The 16,638-nt window shown below is 69.6% G+C and carries 15 protein-coding genes; 8 read left to right on the top strand and 7 right to left on the bottom strand.

Annotated elements, in window-relative coordinates; all coding sequences use genetic code 11:
- Positions 1 to 2: 2 nt before the first annotated feature.
- The gene (locus ACU5AX_RS08075; RefSeq protein WP_446690368.1) at positions 3 to 1,343 is read left to right on the top strand and encodes a PepSY-associated TM helix domain-containing protein; all 1,341 of its coding nucleotides are present in this window, start codon (positions 3 to 5) and stop codon (positions 1,341 to 1,343) included.
- On the opposite strand, the gene treA is transcribed toward ACU5AX_RS08075, so the two are convergent.
- Positions 1,338 to 2,936 (bottom strand): alpha,alpha-trehalase TreA, encoded by a 1,599-nt coding sequence (treA, locus tag ACU5AX_RS08070; protein ID WP_446690367.1) that lies wholly within the window; start codon positions 2,934 to 2,936, stop codon positions 1,338 to 1,340. The genes ACU5AX_RS08075 and treA overlap by 6 nt on opposite strands.
- A 129-nt stretch (positions 2,937 to 3,065) precedes the next feature.
- On the opposite strand from treA, the gene ACU5AX_RS08065 reads away from it, so the two are divergent.
- Together ACU5AX_RS08065 and ACU5AX_RS08060 are read left to right on the top strand one after the other, a co-directional pair.
- Positions 3,066 to 3,893 (top strand): shikimate 5-dehydrogenase, encoded by an 828-nt coding sequence (locus ACU5AX_RS08065; RefSeq protein ID WP_446690366.1) that lies wholly within the window; start codon positions 3,066 to 3,068, stop codon positions 3,891 to 3,893.
- Positions 3,894 to 3,972: 79 nt separating this feature from the next.
- Positions 3,973 to 4,755 carry a hypothetical protein gene (locus ACU5AX_RS08060; protein ID WP_446690365.1) on the top strand — a complete coding sequence of 261 codons (783 nt, stop codon included), beginning with the start codon at positions 3,973 to 3,975 and terminating at the stop codon, positions 4,753 to 4,755.
- Positions 4,756 to 4,770: 15 nt separating this feature from the next.
- Here the strand turns inward: ACU5AX_RS08060 and ACU5AX_RS08055 are convergent, their stop codons facing one another.
- Entirely contained in the window at positions 4,771 to 5,661 is an 891-nt protein-coding gene (locus ACU5AX_RS08055; RefSeq protein ID WP_446690364.1) for a prephenate dehydratase, read from the bottom strand.
- A 117-nt stretch (positions 5,662 to 5,778) separates the two neighbouring features.
- Between ACU5AX_RS08055 and ACU5AX_RS08050 the strand changes: the two genes are divergently transcribed.
- Entirely contained in the window at positions 5,779 to 6,486 is a 708-nt protein-coding gene (locus ACU5AX_RS08050) for a c-type cytochrome (RefSeq protein ID WP_446690363.1), read from the top strand.
- A gap of 160 nt (positions 6,487 to 6,646) precedes the next feature.
- Here ACU5AX_RS08050 and ACU5AX_RS08045 read toward each other — a convergent pair whose 3' ends face one another.
- From ACU5AX_RS08045 to ACU5AX_RS08035, 3 genes are all read right to left on the bottom strand, one after another.
- Positions 6,647 to 7,522, bottom strand: coding sequence for an LOG family protein (locus tag ACU5AX_RS08045; RefSeq protein ID WP_198354363.1), 876 nt, complete (start codon positions 7,520 to 7,522; stop codon positions 6,647 to 6,649).
- 32 nt (positions 7,523 to 7,554) lie between these two features.
- A complete protein-coding gene (locus ACU5AX_RS08040; RefSeq protein WP_446690362.1) occupies positions 7,555 to 8,205 on the bottom strand; it encodes an extensin family protein in 651 nt (216 codons plus the stop codon).
- A gap of 91 nt (positions 8,206 to 8,296) precedes the next feature.
- A complete protein-coding gene (locus ACU5AX_RS08035) occupies positions 8,297 to 8,980 on the bottom strand; it encodes a DUF4328 domain-containing protein (protein WP_446690361.1) in 684 nt (227 codons plus the stop codon).
- Between the two features lie 144 nt (positions 8,981 to 9,124).
- On the opposite strand from ACU5AX_RS08035, the gene ACU5AX_RS08030 reads away from it, so the two are divergent.
- From ACU5AX_RS08030 to ACU5AX_RS08015, 4 genes are all read left to right on the top strand, one after another.
- On the top strand, positions 9,125 to 10,279 hold the full coding sequence (locus tag ACU5AX_RS08030; protein WP_446690360.1) for a phosphoserine transaminase: 1,155 nt from the start codon (positions 9,125 to 9,127) through the stop codon (positions 10,277 to 10,279).
- A 130-nt stretch (positions 10,280 to 10,409) separates the two neighbouring features.
- Complete coding sequence (serA, locus tag ACU5AX_RS08025) at positions 10,410 to 11,987, top strand: phosphoglycerate dehydrogenase (protein ID WP_446690359.1); 1,578 nt, start codon at positions 10,410 to 10,412, stop codon at positions 11,985 to 11,987.
- Positions 11,988 to 12,301: 314 nt separating this feature from the next.
- The gene (locus ACU5AX_RS08020; protein WP_446690358.1) at positions 12,302 to 13,408 is read left to right on the top strand and encodes an ATP phosphoribosyltransferase regulatory subunit; all 1,107 of its coding nucleotides are present in this window, start codon (positions 12,302 to 12,304) and stop codon (positions 13,406 to 13,408) included.
- A gap of 148 nt (positions 13,409 to 13,556) precedes the next feature.
- Positions 13,557 to 14,846: an adenylosuccinate synthase gene (locus tag ACU5AX_RS08015; RefSeq protein ID WP_198354369.1), complete on the top strand. Its 1,290-nt coding sequence runs from the start codon at positions 13,557 to 13,559 to the stop codon at positions 14,844 to 14,846.
- 65 nt (positions 14,847 to 14,911) lie between these two features.
- Here the strand turns inward: ACU5AX_RS08015 and ACU5AX_RS08010 are convergent, their stop codons facing one another.
- A complete protein-coding gene (locus tag ACU5AX_RS08010; protein WP_446690357.1) occupies positions 14,912 to 15,370 on the bottom strand; it encodes a hypothetical protein in 459 nt (152 codons plus the stop codon).
- 60 nt (positions 15,371 to 15,430) lie between these two features.
- Positions 15,431 to 16,498 (bottom strand): chorismate synthase, encoded by a 1,068-nt coding sequence (aroC, locus tag ACU5AX_RS08005; protein ID WP_446690356.1) that lies wholly within the window; start codon positions 16,496 to 16,498, stop codon positions 15,431 to 15,433.
- Between the last annotated feature and the right edge of the window lie 140 nt (positions 16,499 to 16,638).

The raw sequence follows: 16,638 nt of genomic DNA, 5'->3' as shown, positions 1-16,638 counted from the left end.
CGATGACCGCTGCTTCCACCCGCCGCTGGCCGGGCTATGCCACCGTCTGGCGCTGGCATTTCTATGCCGGGCTGTTCTGTCTGCCGTTCGTGCTGTGGCTGTCGCTGACCGGCGCGGCCTATCTGTTCCGGCCGCAGGTCGAGGCGCTGATCGACCGACCCTATGCACAGGTCGCCGGCCCGGGGCCGCGCGCCTCGGCGGCGGCACAGGTCGATGCCGCGCTCGCCGCGGTGCCGGGATCGGTGCTGCACCGCTACCAATTGCCCGACACGCCGGCGCAGGCGGTGCAGGTGATCGTCGGCGCCCACGGTCGCGAGACGCGCGTCTACGTCCACCCGCAGACGCTCGCCGTGCTGAAGACGGTCGGCGAACAGGACCGGCTGATGCGGATCGTCTTCCGGCTGCACGGCGAATTGCTCGCCGGCAATGTCGGGTCGTACGTCGTCGAGCTCGCCGCCTCCTGGACGATCGTGATGATCCTGACCGGGCTGTTCCTGTGGTGGCCGCGCGGCGGCGGCATCGCCGGCGTCGTCTATCCGCGGCTGGGCGCCGGCGGGCGGCGCTTCTGGCGCGACCTGCACGGGGTCACCGGCTTCTGGGTGTCGGCGATGGCGCTGCTGCTGCTGCTGAGCGGCCTGCCCTGGGCGAAGAGCTGGGGCAGCTACCTGAAGGCCGTGCGCACCGTGGCGGAGGGCAGTGCGGTGCGGCAGGACTGGACGATCGGCGCCGCCGCCGGTCCCGGCACGCGGGGGATGGAGGGCGCCCATGCCGAACATGGCGGCATGGCAATGGAGCATCCGCGCATCTCCTACGCCCCGCTCGACCGCCTGATCGCCAGCGTCGCGCCGCTGCGGCTGGCGGGGCCGGTGCTGACCGCGCCGCCGGCCGGGCCGGGCCAGCCGTGGACCGCCAAGTCCGACGCCGCCGACCGGCCACTGCGCACCGACCTGGAACTCGATGCCGACGGGCACATCCTGTCGCGTAAGGATTTCGCGACGCGGCGGCTGGTCGACCGCCTGGTCGGCTATGGCGTCGCGCTACACGAAGGCGCGCTCTACGGTTGGCTCAACCAGCTGGTCAATTTGCTCACCGCGCTCGGCCTGATGCTGCTGACCGTCAGCGGCGTCGTGCTGTGGTGGCGGCGGCGGCCGCAGGGGGTGCTCGGCGCGCCGCACCGGCGGCCGCGGCCGGCGCTGGCCTGGGGGCTGGTCGCGGTAATCGTCGCGCTCGGTGTGCTACTGCCCCTGTTCGGGGCGACGCTGATCGCCGTGCTGCTCGCCGAGCGGCTGGCGCTGGCCCGGCTGCCCGGGACGAGACGGTGGCTGGGACTCGCGACCTCATAAACCCTCCCCCGAAGGGGAGGGGAGATCGGCGAGCAACCCCGGCCAGCGCGAATCGATCGCGCTGGCCACACCATTGGTCCAGCCGAATCCGTCCTGCGTCGGATACTCGCCGCCGCCGCCCGACTTGCGCTCGGCGACGTCGTATTTCTCCAGCATCTTGCCCGTCTCGGCATAGGTCCGTGCGACTGTCGTCATCCAACGGCGCGCGATCTCCTTGGCAAGTGGCTCCTCACCGTTCCGCGCGAGGCCGTCGATTGCGATCCATTGCAGCGGCGCCCAGCCGTTGGGCTCGTCCCATTGCTGGCCAGTGCGCCGCGTCGTGGTGCGCAAGCCGCCTTCGCCGAGCAATTGCGCCCGGACCACCACCGCCGTCGCCTTGGCCTGCGCCGGCGTCGCGGCGCCGACGAACAGCGGGTAGAGGATCGCCGCGGTCACCGCCGGCGTCGGCCGCCTGGTCGCCATGTCCCGATCGGCGAACCGCCCCTCGCGCGGCGCCCATAGATAGCGCTGGATCGCGGCGCGGCGCTTGGTCGCCAGGCCCGTGAATGCGGCCGCGCATGCCTGATCGCCGGCAGCGCGGCAGCGGGTCGCGATCCGCTCCTCCATCGCGAGCATCAGGCTGTTGAGGTCGACCGGCACGATCTGGGTGGTGCGGATCGTCGCCAGCGTCTTGCCGTCGGCGAGCCAGCGGCTGGAGAAGTCCCAGCCGCTTTCCGCCGCGGCGCGCAGGTCGCGGCGTACCGTCGCCGGGTCCCGTCCGGCCCGTGCCGCTTCGGCCGCGGTGGCGACATCCTCCGCATAGGATTCGTCGCGGGGCGTGTCGCGATCGTCCCAATAGCGATTGAGCCGGCTGCCATCGGGCATCGTCACGACCCGGCCGCCCCGCATCCAATAGTCATGCTCGCGGCGCAGCGCCGCCAACCGGCGCGCCGCCAACCGGCGCGCCGCCAGCGCCGGATCGGTGTCTTTCGACAGATCGAGCATCAGCGCATAGAAGGGCGGCTGCGACCGACTGAGATAATAGCTGCGCATCCCGTTCGGGATATGGGCGTAGCGTTCGATCGTCGCGGTGAAATCGGCCAGCATCGATTCGACCAGCGGCTGCTGCCCGTCAGCGGCGAGGCCGAGCATCGTGAAATAGCTGTCCCAATAATACATTTCGCGGAAGCGACCGCCCGGCACGACATAGGGTTCGGGCAGCGGCAGCGCCGAACTGCCTGGTGCGGGCGGAACCGGCTGGCGGACCAGCATCGGCCACAGGCTGCGGACATGCGCCCGCAGGTCCTTAGGCTCATGGTCGTTGACCCCCGGCACGGTGAAATTGGCGAGCACGAACGCTTTCAGGTCGCCGATCCGCGCGCGGTCGAAATCGGCCATGATCGCGGCGGGATCGCGCTTCGGCACCGCGTCGACGAAGGTCTTGCCGTCGGGGAAGATCTTCTGCGTCTGCACCGCGACGAACAGCGGCCCGAACAGGTCGGCGGGGGAGGGGGGCTGGTGTTGCGGCGCGAGCGGCGCGGCGTGCTGCGCCATCGTCGCGACCGGCATCGTGGCGACGCCGGCAGCGAGCATAAGGGTCGATAGCCGTGTCATGAACCTCTCCCGGATAGTCCCCGTCATGCCGGACTTGTTCCGGCATCCACCGTGCCGCACATACGCGCACCGCCCCTCTTTGCGGAACCGTGGATGCCGGAACAAGCCCGGCATGACGAAAGGACTATCATGTCGAACGCCAAGCCCCCGATCGGGCGCGACACCCGGCTGTGCATGTCGCTCGCCGCGCGGCCGGGCAATTTCGGCTCGCGTTTCCACAACCGGCTCTACGAGCTGACCGGCCTCGACTATGTCTACAAGGCGTTCACCACCAAGGATCTGCCCGCGGCGATCGGCGGCATCCGCGCGCTCGACATTCGCGGCTGCGCCATCTCGATGCCGTTCAAGGAAGAGGTGATCGCGCTGCTCGACGGCCTCGGGCCGTCCGCCGCGGCGATCGACAGCGTCAACACGATCGTCAACGACGACGGCGTGCTGACCGGCCATAACACCGACTATAGCGCGGTGCGCGATCTGCTCGACGATGCGGCGATCGATCCGGCCACGCCGTTCCTGCTGCGCGGTTCGGGCGGCATGGCCAAGGCGGTGGCGGCGGCGCTGCGCGATCGCGGCCACCGCACGGGCACGATCGTCGCGCGCAACGCGAGCAAGGGCCGGGCGCTCGCCGACCTGTACGGATTCGATTGGGCGGCGGCGGTCGGCGGGGCGACCGCACCGCTGCTGATCAACGTCACCCCGATCGGCATGGCCGGCGGCGAGGCCGACGCGCTGGCCTTCGACCCGGCGACGATCGCCGCGGCGACGGTCGCCTTCGACGTCGTCGCGCTGCCCGCCGAAACGCCGTTCCTGCGCGCCGCGGCGGACGCGGGCAAGCGGCGGATCACCGGCGCCGCGGTGGCGACGCTGCAGGCGCTGGAGCAATTCGTCCTCTACACCGGCGTCCGGCCGACCGACGCCGAGGTCGCCGAGGCGGAAGCATTCGCGCGCGCGGGCTAGACACATGGCGGACACATGCGACGAACGGCCGAAGCGGACGATTGCCCGCCGGCCGCGCACGCGATAGGCCAACCGCCGCATGTACGCGGCGTCCTATCGATCAGCTCCGGACCGCCGCCGCAGGGCGATCAGCCTCGCGCTGACCGTCGCCGCGCATATCCTGATCGCGCTGCTGCTCCTGCTGCTGCCCAATTCGCCACTGACCAGGATGGGCCCGTCCAGCGCGCTCACCACCTTCGACGTCTCCTCGTCGGGCAGCGCCTCGCCCAGCAAGGCGCAGACCAAGAAGCAGGCGGCAGCCGCGCCCAAGGGTGGCGCGCCGGAGGTGCAGCCGCGACCGACCCCGCCGCAGGATCAGCCGGTTCCGCCGCCTCCGCCCGAAATCGTCCAGAACAACATGCTGGTCATGGACCGCGCGTCCTTCGCCGCCACCGACGTCGGCAAGATCAAGGGCAAGAAGAGCGCGCGTGAACTCGCCGCCGCGGGCGATGCGAACGGCGACAGCGGCGATGCCGGCAGCGGCAACGACACGCCGGGGGCGGGCACCGGCCCGGGCGGCCAGCGGCTCTATGCCGCCGACTGGTACGTGCGTCCGCCGCGCAACGCGCTTTCGCCCTACATGCCGCCGCACGACGTGCCGGAAGGATCCTGGGGCGAGATCGCGTGCCGGACGGCGCCCAATTTCCGCGTCGAGGATTGCGTCCAGATCGGCGATTCGCGCCCCGGCCTGGGCGTCGCCCGCGCGATGCGGCAGGCGGCGTGGCAGTTCAAGGTGATGCCGCCCCGCATCAACGGCAAGTTCCAGATCGGCACCTGGGTGCGCATCCATTACGACATCGTCGACAAGGACGACGGCGGCTGACCCGCCGGTTTCACGTCAGCCCCGTGCCCGCGCGCGCCGATAGGTGCCGAGCACGCGCACCCATTTCGAATGGAAGCCCAATTCCTCCAGCGCGCGGTCGACCGCGGCATCGCCGGGCTTGCCCTCGATGTCGGCATAGAATTCGGTCGCCGCGAAGCTGCCGCCGCGCTGGTAGCTTTCCAGCTTGGTCATGTTGACGCCGTTGGTCGCGAAACCGCCCATCGCCTTGTACAGCGCGGCGGGCACGTTCCTCACCTCGAAGATCAGCGTCGTCATCCACGGGCCCTCGCCAACCGGCGGCTTGCCGCCCCGGGCAAGGACGACGAAGCGGGTCATGTTGTGGTCGGCATCGGCGATATCGACGCCGAGCAGGTCGAGGCCATAGATCGCCGCCGCCCCCGGCGGGGCCAGCGCCGCCACCGAAGGATCGCCGAGCTCCGCGACATAGGCCGCCGCACCGGCGGTGTCGGGATAATTGACCGCTTGGATGCCGTGCGCCTTCAGCCAGTGGCGGCACTGGCCCAAGGCCTGTGGATGGCTCATCGCCTGCCGCACGCCGTCGCGCGGGCCACGGCCCATCAGCGCGTGGCGGATGCCGAGGAAATGCTCGCCGGTGATCACCAGGCCGGATTCGGGCAGCAGGAAATGGATGTCGGCGACGCGGCCGTGCAGCGAATTCTCGATCGGGATCACCGCGCAGTCGGCGCGCCCCTCGCGCACCGCGTCGATCGCATCCTCGAACGCGAAACAGGGCAGCGGCAGGCCGTCGGGAAACGCCTCGCTCACCGCGACATGGCTATTGGCACCCGGCGCGCCCTGAAAGGCGACGGCGCGATCCGGCGCGGCGGCGGCGGCGGCGGTCATCGCGGCGACGATCGGGCGGGCGGGGGCGGCGTAGCTCTCCATGATGCGCCGCGGCGTAGAGGCGGCGTCCGTCGCGGGCAAGCGCGCGCTTGCGGGCGCCCGCGCGCTTTCCTATGGGTTGCAGCCAAGAGGCGAGGATAACAGGGGCAAGGCCGGCAGATGGATAACCGCACCAACACGATTGCCGGCTGGACGCTGGCGGCCTGCGGCATCGCGCTCGGCCTGTCCATCGTCGGCGGCATGGTGTTCCACGACGGCCGGCCCGCAAAGATGGGCTATGCGATCGAGGGCGTCGAGGAGGCCGGTGGCGGCGGCGCCGCCGCCGAAGTGCCGATCGCCACGCTGCTGCCCACCGCCGATCCGGCCAAGGGCGCCGAAGTGTTCAAGAAGTGCGCCGCCTGCCACACCGTCAACCAGGGCGGCGCGAACGGCATCGGCCCCAATCTCTACGCGACGCTGGGCGAGCCGATCGGCCAGGGCAAGGGCGGCTTCGCCTTCTCCGACGCGCTGAAGGGCGTCGGCGGCAATTGGGACTTCGACAAGATGAACGCGTGGCTGACCAGCCCGCGCAAGTTCGCGCCTGGCACCAAGATGACCTTCGCCGGCCTCGGCAATCCGCAGGATCGCGCCAACGTGCTGGTCTATCTGAACAGCCAGGGTTCGAACCTGCCGCTCCCCGCCGCGCCGGCCGCCGGTGCCGCCCCGGCCGGCAAGGATGGCGCGGCCAAGCCTGCGACCAATGCGGCGAAGGATTCGATCACCAACACCGACGCGGCCAACAACCTCGGCAACACCGGCACCCCGGCCTCCGGCGCGCCCTCGGTCGATCCGAATGCCGAGAAGCAGGGCGCCAAGGCGCCGAAGTAAATCTTTGTCTCCCTCCGGGAGAGGAAGAGCCGCCGCAGGCGGCGACAGGTGAGGATGGGGCGTAACGCCCCGTTTTGCATCGATGGGCGCTGCGTCCGCCCTCACCCTGCCGGCGCTACCGCGCCTTCCTTCCTATCCCGTTGGGAGAGGGGGGCAGCGATCACCCCTCCTTGCGCGCCTGTTCCTCGTAGAATTCCCGCACCACGTCCCACGCCTCTTCGGCGGTTTCGACATAGGTGAAGATGCCGAGGTCGCGCTGGCTGACCACGCCCTCGTCGACCAGCGCCTGGAAATTCACCACCTTGTCCCAGAATTCGCGGCCGAACAGCAGCACTGGGATCGGCTTGATCTTGCCGGTCTGGATCAGCGTCAGCAATTCGAACAGTTCGTCGAACGTGCCGAAGCCGCCGGGGAAGGCCGCCAGCGCCCGCGCGCGCAGCAGGAAGTGCATCTTGCGCAGCGCGAAATAGTGGAACTGGAAGCTCAACGACGGCGTCACATAGGGATTGGGCGCCTGTTCGTGCGGCAGCACGATGTTGAGGCCGATCGATTCGGCGCCGACATCCGCCGCGCCGCGGTTCGCCGCCTCCATGATCGACGGTCCGCCGCCGGAGCAGACGACGAACTGGCGCATGCCGTTCTGGTCGCGCGGCACGCGGCTGGCGATCTGCGCCAGCTCGCGCGCGACCTCGTAATAGCGGCTCTTGGCGACCAGCTTTTCGGCGATCGCCTTGGCGGTGTCGTCGCTCGCCATCGCCAGCATCGCCTCGGCCTTGGCCGGTTCGGGAATGCGCGCCGAGCCGTACATCACGAAGGTCGAGGCGATCTTCGCCTCCTCCAGCAGCAATTCGGGCTTGAGCAGCTCGAGCTGGAAACGCACCGGCCGCAGATCGTCGCGCAACAGGAAGTCCATGTCCTGGAAGGCGAGCTTGTAGGCGGGGTGCTCGGTCTGCGGGGTGGAGATCGCGGCCTTGGCGCTCTCGGCGTCCTGCTTGGCCTGCGGAAAGACGCGGGCGGGTACTCGTGTATCGGTCATTTACGCCGGGTTAGAGCAAAGCCGGGAGGCGCTCAACGGCAGAAATGCGCGCCGTCGTTCTCCAGGTGCAAGTGGTTGCGATGCGCGGCATTATAGGCCGGCGACAGCACCGTGCCGAAGCGCCGGCAGGCGGAACGGTGGATGGTCGTCAGGAAGCCCTGCACCTGCGGGTCCGGCGAGGTCCAGTCCTGGAGGATGGTGATCCGTCGCCCGTCCTTCAGCGTCACGCCGCCGAAGTCGACCGCATTGGCGATGGCGTGGCCCGATCGCCGGTCGCCATAGCCGGCGGTGCCGACGACGTTGCGGCAGACGTAGCTGCCCATGCCCTGCACGCTCGCCAGTTCGCTGCCCAGCATCTGATAGGCGGCGGGTGCGACCGCGTTGCGCACCCAGGCGGAAAAGGCGCGCGCCTCGCCGCAGCGCATCGCGGTGACGCCGGTGACGGGCACGCCGATCTCGACCAGTTGCACCGCCCCCGCAAGGCCGCAGCCGTTGCCGAAGTCGCGGTCGGGCAGCAGGCGATAGGCGACGTTGTCGGCGCGCAGGTCGGCCAGGCATTGCGCAGTGTCGCGCGCCGACGGCCGGCTGATCGAGGCGGCGGCGGGCTGGGCGACCGGCGCCTGCTCGCGCGATCCGCAGCCGGCCAGTGCCACCGCCGCGGCGATGGGGAGAACGCGGTACATGGCGGCCCTTGTCCCGCAGCCGGCGCGCTTTGTCAGCACCCGTCGCCGCTCGGACCATGCCGCTTTTGCCGCGCCTCGCCGCAGAGGCCGCTCAGCGGGCGCGGTGTTGCCAGCCGAACATGTGGAAGCGGCTGATCGTGCGGCGCGCCAGTACGGCGTTCTGGCGGCGCGACAGCTGCAGGATCACCGCCGTCAGCGTCGCGGTCAGCGGCACCGCAATCACCGCACCGGCGATCGTCACCCAGGCGCCGGTCACCGCCGATGCGCCGTCACGACCATCGGCCAGCCGCAGCGTGATATTGTCGAGCGCCAACGACAACAGCCAGAACGCCCACCACCAGCGCAGGATCGGCGGCACGCGGACGTCCTCCGGCGCGGCAGGCGCGATCGTCGCGCGCCAGCATTGGCTCAGCGCGGCGAACGGCCGGATCAGGCCGGCGACCGGCACGAAGAACCACAGCACGCTCCACAGCGGCGTGATGCGCAGCGCGGTGCTGAGCGCATGCGCGTTGCGGTTGACGATATAGATCCAGCGCAACACCGCGCCGGCGGCCAGCACCAGCGTCGCGAGGTAGACGAGCGCCGCGGCGTCGGTGATCGACGAGGCGGTGGCGAGCGCGTCGGTGGCGGCATCGCCCCGCGCCAGCGCATCCTGCGCCGCGATCGTCGCCAGCGCGCCGGCCGCCAGGCCGATCCTGCCCAGCAACGCCACCCAGATCAGCGCGATCGCCACCCGGCCGATCGGTCGCGGATCCTTGGTTCTTCCGTCCGTCACGTCGTCGCCTCCCTGCTCCCCACCGGGAGTCCCGGATGCATTTTAGAGGCTGGAACGGCTTGCCAGCCTTGGGACGCTCCGATAGGGCCGTCGACGGGCCACGCGGTCCCAACGCCGCGCGTGCTCTCTGTGAGGAGAGTTGACATGACTGACACGACGTTCGCCGACGCCACACGCGCGCCTGCGAAACCCGCCGCCAAGCCGGCACGCCCGCAATTCTCGTCGGGCCCCTGCGCCAAGCCGCCCGGTTACGATCCCGCCAAACTCGCCACCGCCGTGCTCGGCCGCTCGCACCGTTCGAAGCTCGGCAAGCAGCGCCTGCAATATTGCATCGACCTGATGCGCGAGCTGCTCGGCCTGCCCGACACGCATCGCATCGGCATCGTGCCAGGCAGCGACACCGGCGCGTTCGAGATGGCGATGTGGACGATGCTCGGCGCCCGCCCCGTCACCACGCTGGCGTGGGAAAGCTTCGGCGAAGGCTGGGTGACCGATGCGGTCAAGCAGCTCAAGATCGACCCCACCGTGATCCGCGCCGATTACGGCCAACTGCCCGACCTTACCGAGGTCGACTGGTCGAACGACGTGCTGTTCACCTGGAACGGCACGACCAGCGGCGTGCGCGTGCCCAACGGCGACTGGATCGCCGAGACCCGCGAGGGGCTCTCCTTCGCCGACGCGACCAGCGGCGTCTTCGCCTACGACCTGCCATGGGACAAGATCGACGTCGCGACCTTCAGCTGGCAGAAGGTGCTGGGTGGCGAGGGCGCGCATGGCGTGCTGATCCTCGGCCCGCGCGCCGTCGAACGGCTGGAAAGCTATACCCCCGCCTGGCCGCTGCCCAAGGTGTTCCGCCTGGTGTCGAAGGGCAAGCTGACCGAGGGCATCTTCAAGGGCGAGACGATCAACACGCCGTCGATGCTGGCGGTGGAGGACGCGATCTTCAGCCTCGAATGGGCCAAGGGCATGGGCAAGGGCGGCCTCATCGCCCGTTCCGACGCCAATGCCGCCGCGCTCGACCGGATCGTCGAAGAGCGTGACTGGCTTGGACACCTCGCGACCGACGAAGCGTCGCGGTCGAAGACCAGCGTCTGCCTGACCGTCGACGCCGACGAGGCGGTGATCAAGAAGATGGTCTCGCTGCTCGAGGCGGAAGACGCCGCCTATGACATCGGCGGCTATCGCGACGCGCCGCCGGGCCTGCGCATCTGGTGCGGCGCCACCGTCGACACCGCCGATATCGAGGCGCTCGGGCCGTGGCTCGACTGGGCCTACGCCACCGCCAAGGCGGCGGCTTAACCCTCCTAATTCGTCATCCCCGCGCAGGCGGGGATCCAGACACGCAGGTCGTCGCAAGAGCCGCACCGTCAGCGGCTCTGGATCCCCGCCTCCGCGGGGATGACGGCTGGTCATCCAAAGGAATCATCCCATGCCCAAAGTCCTCATCAGCGACAAAATGGACCCCAAGGCCGCGCAGATCTTCCGCGAGCGCGGCGTCGAGGTCGACGAGATCACCGGCAAGACCCCCGATGAGCTGAAGGCGATCATCGGCCAGTATGACGGCCTCGCCATTCGCAGCTCGACCAAGGTCACCAAGGACATTCTCGAGCATGCCACCAATCTGAAGGTGGTCGGCCGCGCCGGCATCGGCGTCGACAATGTCGACATCCCCGCCGCCTCGGCCAAGGGCGTCGTCGTGATGAACACGCCGTTCGGCAATTCGATCACCACCGCCGAACATGCCATCGCGCTGATGTTCGCGCTCGCCCGCCAGCTGCCCGAGGCCGACGCCTCGACCCAGGCGGGCAAGTGGGAGAAGAACCGCTTCATGGGCGTCGAGCTGACCGCCAAGACGCTCGGCCTGATCGGCGCGGGCAACATCGGCTCGATCGTCGCCGACCGCGCCCGCGGCCTCAAGATGAAGGTCGTCGCCTTCGATCCGTTCCTCACCCCAGAGCGCGCCGTCGAGATGGGCGTCGAGAAGGTGACGCTGGACGAACTGCTCGCCCGCGCCGACTTCATCACGCTGCACACGCCGCTGACCGACCAGACCCGCAACATCCTGTCGGCCGAGAATCTCGCCAAGACCAAGCAGGGCGTGCGCATCATCAACTGCGCGCGCGGCGGCCTGATCGATGAGGCGGCGCTGAAGGACGGGCTCGACAGCGGCCATATCGCCGGTGCCGCGCTCGACGTCTTCGTCGAGGAGCCTGCCAAGGCCTCGCCGCTGTTCGGCACGCCCAATTTCGTCTCGACCCCGCACCTCGGTGCGTCGACGACCGAGGCGCAGGTCAATGTCGCCATCCAGGTCGCCGAGCAGATGGCGGACTATCTCGTCTCCGGCGGCGTCACCAACGCGCTCAACGTGCCCAGCCTGTCCGCCGAGGAAGCGCCCAAGCTCAAGCCGTACATGGCGCTTGCCGAAAAGCTCGGCAGCCTCGTCGGCCAGCTGACCACCGGCGCGATCACCCGCATCTCGATCCATACCGAGGGTGCGGCGGCGGAGCTCAACGCCAAGCCGATCGTCAGCGCGGTGCTTGCCGGCTTCCTGCGCAACCAGACCGACACGGTGAACATGGTCAACGCGCCCTTCCTCGCCAAGGATCGTGGCGTCGAGGTGCGCGAGGTCCGCACCGAGCGCGAGGGCGATTACCACACCTTGCTGCGCGTGTCGGTCAAGACGGCGGACGGCGAGCGCTCGGTCGCAGGCACTTTGTTCGGTGACCAGGCGCCGCGCCTCGTCGAATTGTTCGGCATCAAGGTCGAGGCCGATCTCGCCGGCCCGATGCTCTATGTCGTCAACGAGGATGCGCCGGGCTTCATCGGCCGGCTTGGCACGACGCTGGGCGAAGCCGGGGTCAATATCGGCACTTTCCACCTCGGCCGGCGTCAGGCGGGCGGCGAGGCGGTGCTGCTGCTCTCGGTTGACGAGCCGGTCGACGGCGACTTGCTCGCCACGGTCCAGGCGCTGCCGGGCGTCAAGACCGCCATGGGCCTGTCGTTCTGACGCTGTCCTACAACGGCGACCAAGGCTAGCCTGACCGCCGGGTGCTCCGACTCACCCTCCCATGTCCCTCTCCCACCGGGAGAGGGAAGAGGCGGCACTGCCGCCGATAGGGTGAGGGCGGGTAGGAACACCCACGGCTCTTTCTCAGCTCCGAACCACCCTTGGTTGGTGCGACGTTTGAGACTTTCCGTCCGTCACCGGCGACAGCGCGGAGGCTGCGCCTTCCGAACGTCCCGTGCACCCCTTCCGGGTGCGACCTTTGAGACTTTCCGCGCCAGTGGCGCCCCGGCCGCAACCCGGCTATCGCGCCAGCCATGATGACGACCGGCTTGCTTCCCGAAGGATTCCACGACCGCCTGCCGCCCCATGCGGATGCCGCCGCCGCGGTGGAAGCTCGCGTGCTGGAGGCGGCGCGGCGCCACGGCTATGAGCGCGCCGATCCGCCGCTCGCCGAATATGCCGACGGCCTGTCGTCGCGGCTGAAGGACGGGGCGCTGATCGATGCGGTGCGCTTCGTCGATCCCGTGTCGCAGCACACGCTGGCGATCCGGCCCGACATCACCGCCCAGGTCGCGCGAATCGCGGCGACGCGCATGGGCCATCACCCGCGGCCGGTGCGCCTGTCCTACGCCGGCCCGGTGCTGCGGCTGCGCGCCGAGCAATTGTCGCCGTCGCGGGAATGGCGCCAGCTCGGCTGCGAGCTGATCGGCCTCGACTCGGTCGCCGCCGCGCAGGAGGTCGTCGCGGTCGCGGTCGAGGCGCTCGATGCCGCCGGTGCGGCGGGCCTGTCGATCGACTTCACCCTGCCCGATCTGGTCGCGACCTTGGCCGCCGGGCCGCTACCGGTCGCGCCGGAACGGATCGAGTCGCTACGCGCCGCTCTGGACGCCAAGGATGCCGGCGCGGTGATGCAGCTGGCGCCGGCCTATCTGCCGCTCATCGAGGCGGCGGGGCCGTTCGCCACCGCGATCGAACGACTGCGTGCGTTCGACGGCCAGGGGGCGTTGGTCAGCCGCCTCGATGCGCTGACGGCGATCGCATCCGGCCTCGGCGACCGCGTCGCGATGACGCTCGACCCGACCGAGCGGCACGGGTTCGAATATCAGTCCTGGCTCGGCTTCTCGCTGTTCGTCGCCGGGGCGGTGCGCGAGGTCGGGCGCGGCGGCACCTATCTGATCGTCCATGCCGACGGCGCGGAGGAAGCGGCGACCGGCTTCTCGCTTTCCGCCGATGCGATCGCCGCCAATGCGACGCCGGCACAGCGCCGCCGGCTGTTCCTGCCGCTGGGTACGCCGCCGGCCGAGGGCGCGGCGATGCGCGCCGCCGGCTGGGTCACCGTCGCCGCGCTCGAGGCCGGCGACACGCCGGAGGCCCAGCTCTGCACCCACCTCTGGGCGAACGGCGAGCCGCGGCCGCTGTAGTCGCCCGGGAGACGCACGAGGTCCGGCGCCGGGAGGTTGACCGGGCTTCCGCAGCCGGCTAACCGCCCGGCCGCATCCACTGGAAAACCCGTCGCGCCGAGTCCTGTCGAAGGGCGCGAAGGGCCTGCCGGCAGGTGGAGACCTGTACATGGCGAACGTCGCGGTGATCGGCGCCCAATGGGGCGATGAGGGCAAGGGCAAGATCGTCGACTGGCTGGCGGAGCGCGCCGACATGGTCGTGCGCTTCCAGGGCGGCCACAATGCCGGCCACACGCTCGTCGTCGGCGAGAACGTCTACAAGCTGTCGCTGCTGCCCTCGGGGATCGTGCGCGGCACGCCCAGCGTGATCGGCAACGGCGTCGTGCTCGATCCTTGGGCGCTGAAGGCGGAGATCGAGCGGCTGGCGGCGCAGGGCGTCACCGCGACGCCGGATACGCTGCGCATCGCCGACACTTGCGCGCTGATCCTACCGCTGCACCGCGATCTCGACGGCCTGCGCGAGGATGCCAGTGGCGCCGGCAAGATCGGCACCACCCGTCGCGGCATCGGCCCTGCCTATGAGGACAAGGTCGGCCGACGTGCGATCCGCGTCTGCGATCTTGCGCATCTCGACGATCTCGGGCCGCAGCTCGACCGGCTGCTCGCCCATCACGATGCGCTGCGCGCCGGGTTCAACGCGGCGCCGATCGATCGTGACGGCCTGATCGCCGAATTGCGCGACATCGCCGGCTTCGTCCTGCCCTTCGCCAAGCCGGTGTGGCGCGACCTCAACGAGGCGAAGGGACGCGGCAAGCGGATCCTGTTCGAGGGCGCGCAGGGTGTGCTGCTCGACGTCGACCACGGCACCTATCCGTTCGTCACCTCGTCCAACACCATCGCCGGCACCGCGGCGGGCGGTTCGGGTTTGGGACCGGCGGCGGTCGGCTTCGTGCTCGGCATCGCCAAAGCCTATACGACCCGGGTCGGATCCGGACCCTTCCCGACGGAGCTCGACGACGCCACCGGGGAACGGCTGGGTCAGCGCGGCCATGAATTTGGCACGGTGACGGGCCGCAAACGGCGCTGCGGCTGGATCGACACGGTGCTGCTGCGCCAGTCGGCGGCGGTCGGCGGCATCACCGGCATCGCGCTGACCAAGATCGACGTGCTCGACGGGTTCGACGAGGTGAAGATCTGCACCGGCTATCGCCTGCGCGGCGAAACGCTCGACTATTTCCCCGCCCATGCCGCCGATCAGGCTGCGGTCGAGCCGGTGTATGAAACGATGGAAGGCTGGCAACAGTCGACCGCCGGCGCGCGCAGCTGGGCCGACCTGCCGGCGCAGGCGATCAAGTACATCCGCCGGGTCGAGGAATTGATCCGCTGTCCGGTGGCGCTGGTGTCGACCAGCCCGGAACGCGAGGACACGATCCTCGTCCGCGATCCCTTCGCCGACTGACGCGCAAAGAAAGGGGCCGGCCGGCAACATGCCGACCGACCCCTTATCCATCCGTAGGGACGCGCTTATTGCGGCGTGCTGGTGCCGCCGGTGCCACCCATCGTCCCGGTCGTGCCGGTGCCGGTGGTGCCGCCCATCGGCGTCGTCGAGCCCATCGAACCGCTGGTGCCCATGGAGCCCGTCGCGCTGGTGCCTGACGTACCGGTCGAGCCGCTCATCGTGCCGCTGGTGCTGTCAGTCGTGCCGGTCGAATTATAAACGCCGGTTGCGCTGCCATTGGTGCCGGCGCGCGCACTGCGACCGCGCTTGGCCGACTTGCTCTTCATCGACGAGCTGCCCGACATCGAGCCCTGGCCCATCGTCTGGCCGCTGGTGCCCATCGTGTCGGTCGAGCCGCTCGTGCCCATCGAGCCTGCGCCGCTGGCGGTACCGGTTGTCGTCGACGTGCCGCCGGACGTCTGCTGCGCATAAGCGGCAGCCGGGATCAACATGGCCGCAGCCATGATCGGAAGGACCTTACGCATTGTTCTCTCCTGCAAAATCTGTCCGTCCTCAACGGGTTGGCAGGCAGAGCGTTCCCATGGTTAACCGCATTGACCCCGATGAAGCAACGCTTGGTCGGCCAATACCAGGGCCACCATCGCCTCGACGACGGGCACGCCCCTTATGCCGACGCAGGGGTCGTGGCGCCCCTTGGTGGCAATATCGGCGGCAGCGCCGCTGCGATCGACGGTCGGCACGGGGATCAGGATCGAACTGGTCGGCTTGAAGGCAACGCGCAGCCGGATCGGCTGGCCGGTGGCGATCCCGCCGGCGATGCCGCCAGCATGGTTCGCGAGGAATTCCGGACCGTCGGCACTGGGTCGCATCGGATCGGCATTGTCCTCGCCGCGCAGCGCCGCGGCGGCGAAGCCGTCGCCGATCTCGACGCCCTTGACCGCATTGATCCCCATACAGGCATGCGCCAGCTCCGCATCGAGCTTGGCATAGAGCGGCGCCCCCCAGCCGGCCGGCACGCCTGTCGCCTCGCAAGCCACCACCGCGCCGAGCGAGGAACCGGCTTTGCGCGCGGCGTCCACCAGAGCTTCCCATCGTGCTGCAGCGGCCGGATCGGGGCAGAAGAAAGGATTGGTATCGATCGCCTCATCGTCGAAGGCGGCGTAGTCGATCGCGTTGCCCCCGATCGCCTCGACCCACGCCCGAATGCGGACCTGCGGCACCACCAACCGTGCCACGGCACCGGCGGCCACCCGGCTCGCGGTTTCGCGGGCCGAGGAGCGACCGCCACCACGATAATCGCGCAGGCCGTATTTGGCGTCATAGGCATAATCGGCATGGCCGGGGCGATACGCCTTGGCGACGTCCGAGTAATCCTTCGAACGCTGGTCGACATTGTCGATCATCAGGCTGATCGGCGTGCCGGTCGTCCGCCCCTCGAACACGCCGGACAGGATGCGGACCTGATCGGGCTCGCGTCGCTGCGTCGTGAAGCGCGAGGTGCCCGGTCGACGGCGGTCGAGCCAGGGCTGGATATCGGCCTCGGTCAGGGCGATCCCCGGCGGGCAGCCGTCGACCACCGCGCCGATCGCAGGTCCGTGGCTCTCGCCCCAGGTGGTGAAGCGGAAGAGATGGCCGAAACTGTTGATGCTCATGCCAGCCGCTCCCGTGCGAAAGCGGTGCCGGCAGGGGTGGGGGCGACGAATGCGAGCATGCCGGCGCCATGACAGATCGTGGGCGGTTATCATAGCACCGTCATATTCACCAGGCACAGGCGGAGCGGGGTCGGTGATCA

The sequence above is a fragment of the Sphingomonas benefaciens genome, assembly GCF_052907485.1.
Note: the sequence above shows the minus strand (reverse complement) of the source record. Positions and strands in the feature narration are given on the sequence as shown.

Excerpts from the sequence above, each read along its gene's own strand:
- ACU5AX_RS08075 (WP_446690368.1), top strand. The coding sequence starts at position 3 with ATGACCGCTGCTTCCACCCGCCGCTGGCCGGGCTATGCCACCGTCTGG.
- treA (WP_446690367.1), bottom strand. The coding sequence starts at position 2,936 with ATGACACGGCTATCGACCCTTATGCTCGCTGCCGGCGTCGCCACGATG.
- ACU5AX_RS08065 (WP_446690366.1), top strand. The coding sequence starts at position 3,066 with ATGTCGAACGCCAAGCCCCCGATCGGGCGCGACACCCGGCTGTGCATG.
- ACU5AX_RS08060 (WP_446690365.1), top strand. The coding sequence starts at position 3,973 with ATGTACGCGGCGTCCTATCGATCAGCTCCGGACCGCCGCCGCAGGGCG.
- ACU5AX_RS08055 (WP_446690364.1), bottom strand. The coding sequence starts at position 5,661 with ATGGAGAGCTACGCCGCCCCCGCCCGCCCGATCGTCGCCGCGATGACC.
- ACU5AX_RS08050 (WP_446690363.1), top strand. The coding sequence starts at position 5,779 with ATGGATAACCGCACCAACACGATTGCCGGCTGGACGCTGGCGGCCTGC.
- ACU5AX_RS08045 (WP_198354363.1), bottom strand. The coding sequence starts at position 7,522 with ATGACCGATACACGAGTACCCGCCCGCGTCTTTCCGCAGGCCAAGCAG.
- ACU5AX_RS08040 (WP_446690362.1), bottom strand. The coding sequence starts at position 8,205 with ATGTACCGCGTTCTCCCCATCGCCGCGGCGGTGGCACTGGCCGGCTGC.
- ACU5AX_RS08030 (WP_446690360.1), top strand. The coding sequence starts at position 9,125 with ATGACTGACACGACGTTCGCCGACGCCACACGCGCGCCTGCGAAACCC.
- serA (WP_446690359.1), top strand. The coding sequence starts at position 10,410 with ATGCCCAAAGTCCTCATCAGCGACAAAATGGACCCCAAGGCCGCGCAG.
- ACU5AX_RS08020 (WP_446690358.1), top strand. The coding sequence starts at position 12,302 with ATGATGACGACCGGCTTGCTTCCCGAAGGATTCCACGACCGCCTGCCG.
- ACU5AX_RS08015 (WP_198354369.1), top strand. The coding sequence starts at position 13,557 with ATGGCGAACGTCGCGGTGATCGGCGCCCAATGGGGCGATGAGGGCAAG.
- ACU5AX_RS08010 (WP_446690357.1), bottom strand. The coding sequence starts at position 15,370 with ATGCGTAAGGTCCTTCCGATCATGGCTGCGGCCATGTTGATCCCGGCT.
- aroC (WP_446690356.1), bottom strand. The coding sequence starts at position 16,498 with ATGAGCATCAACAGTTTCGGCCATCTCTTCCGCTTCACCACCTGGGGC.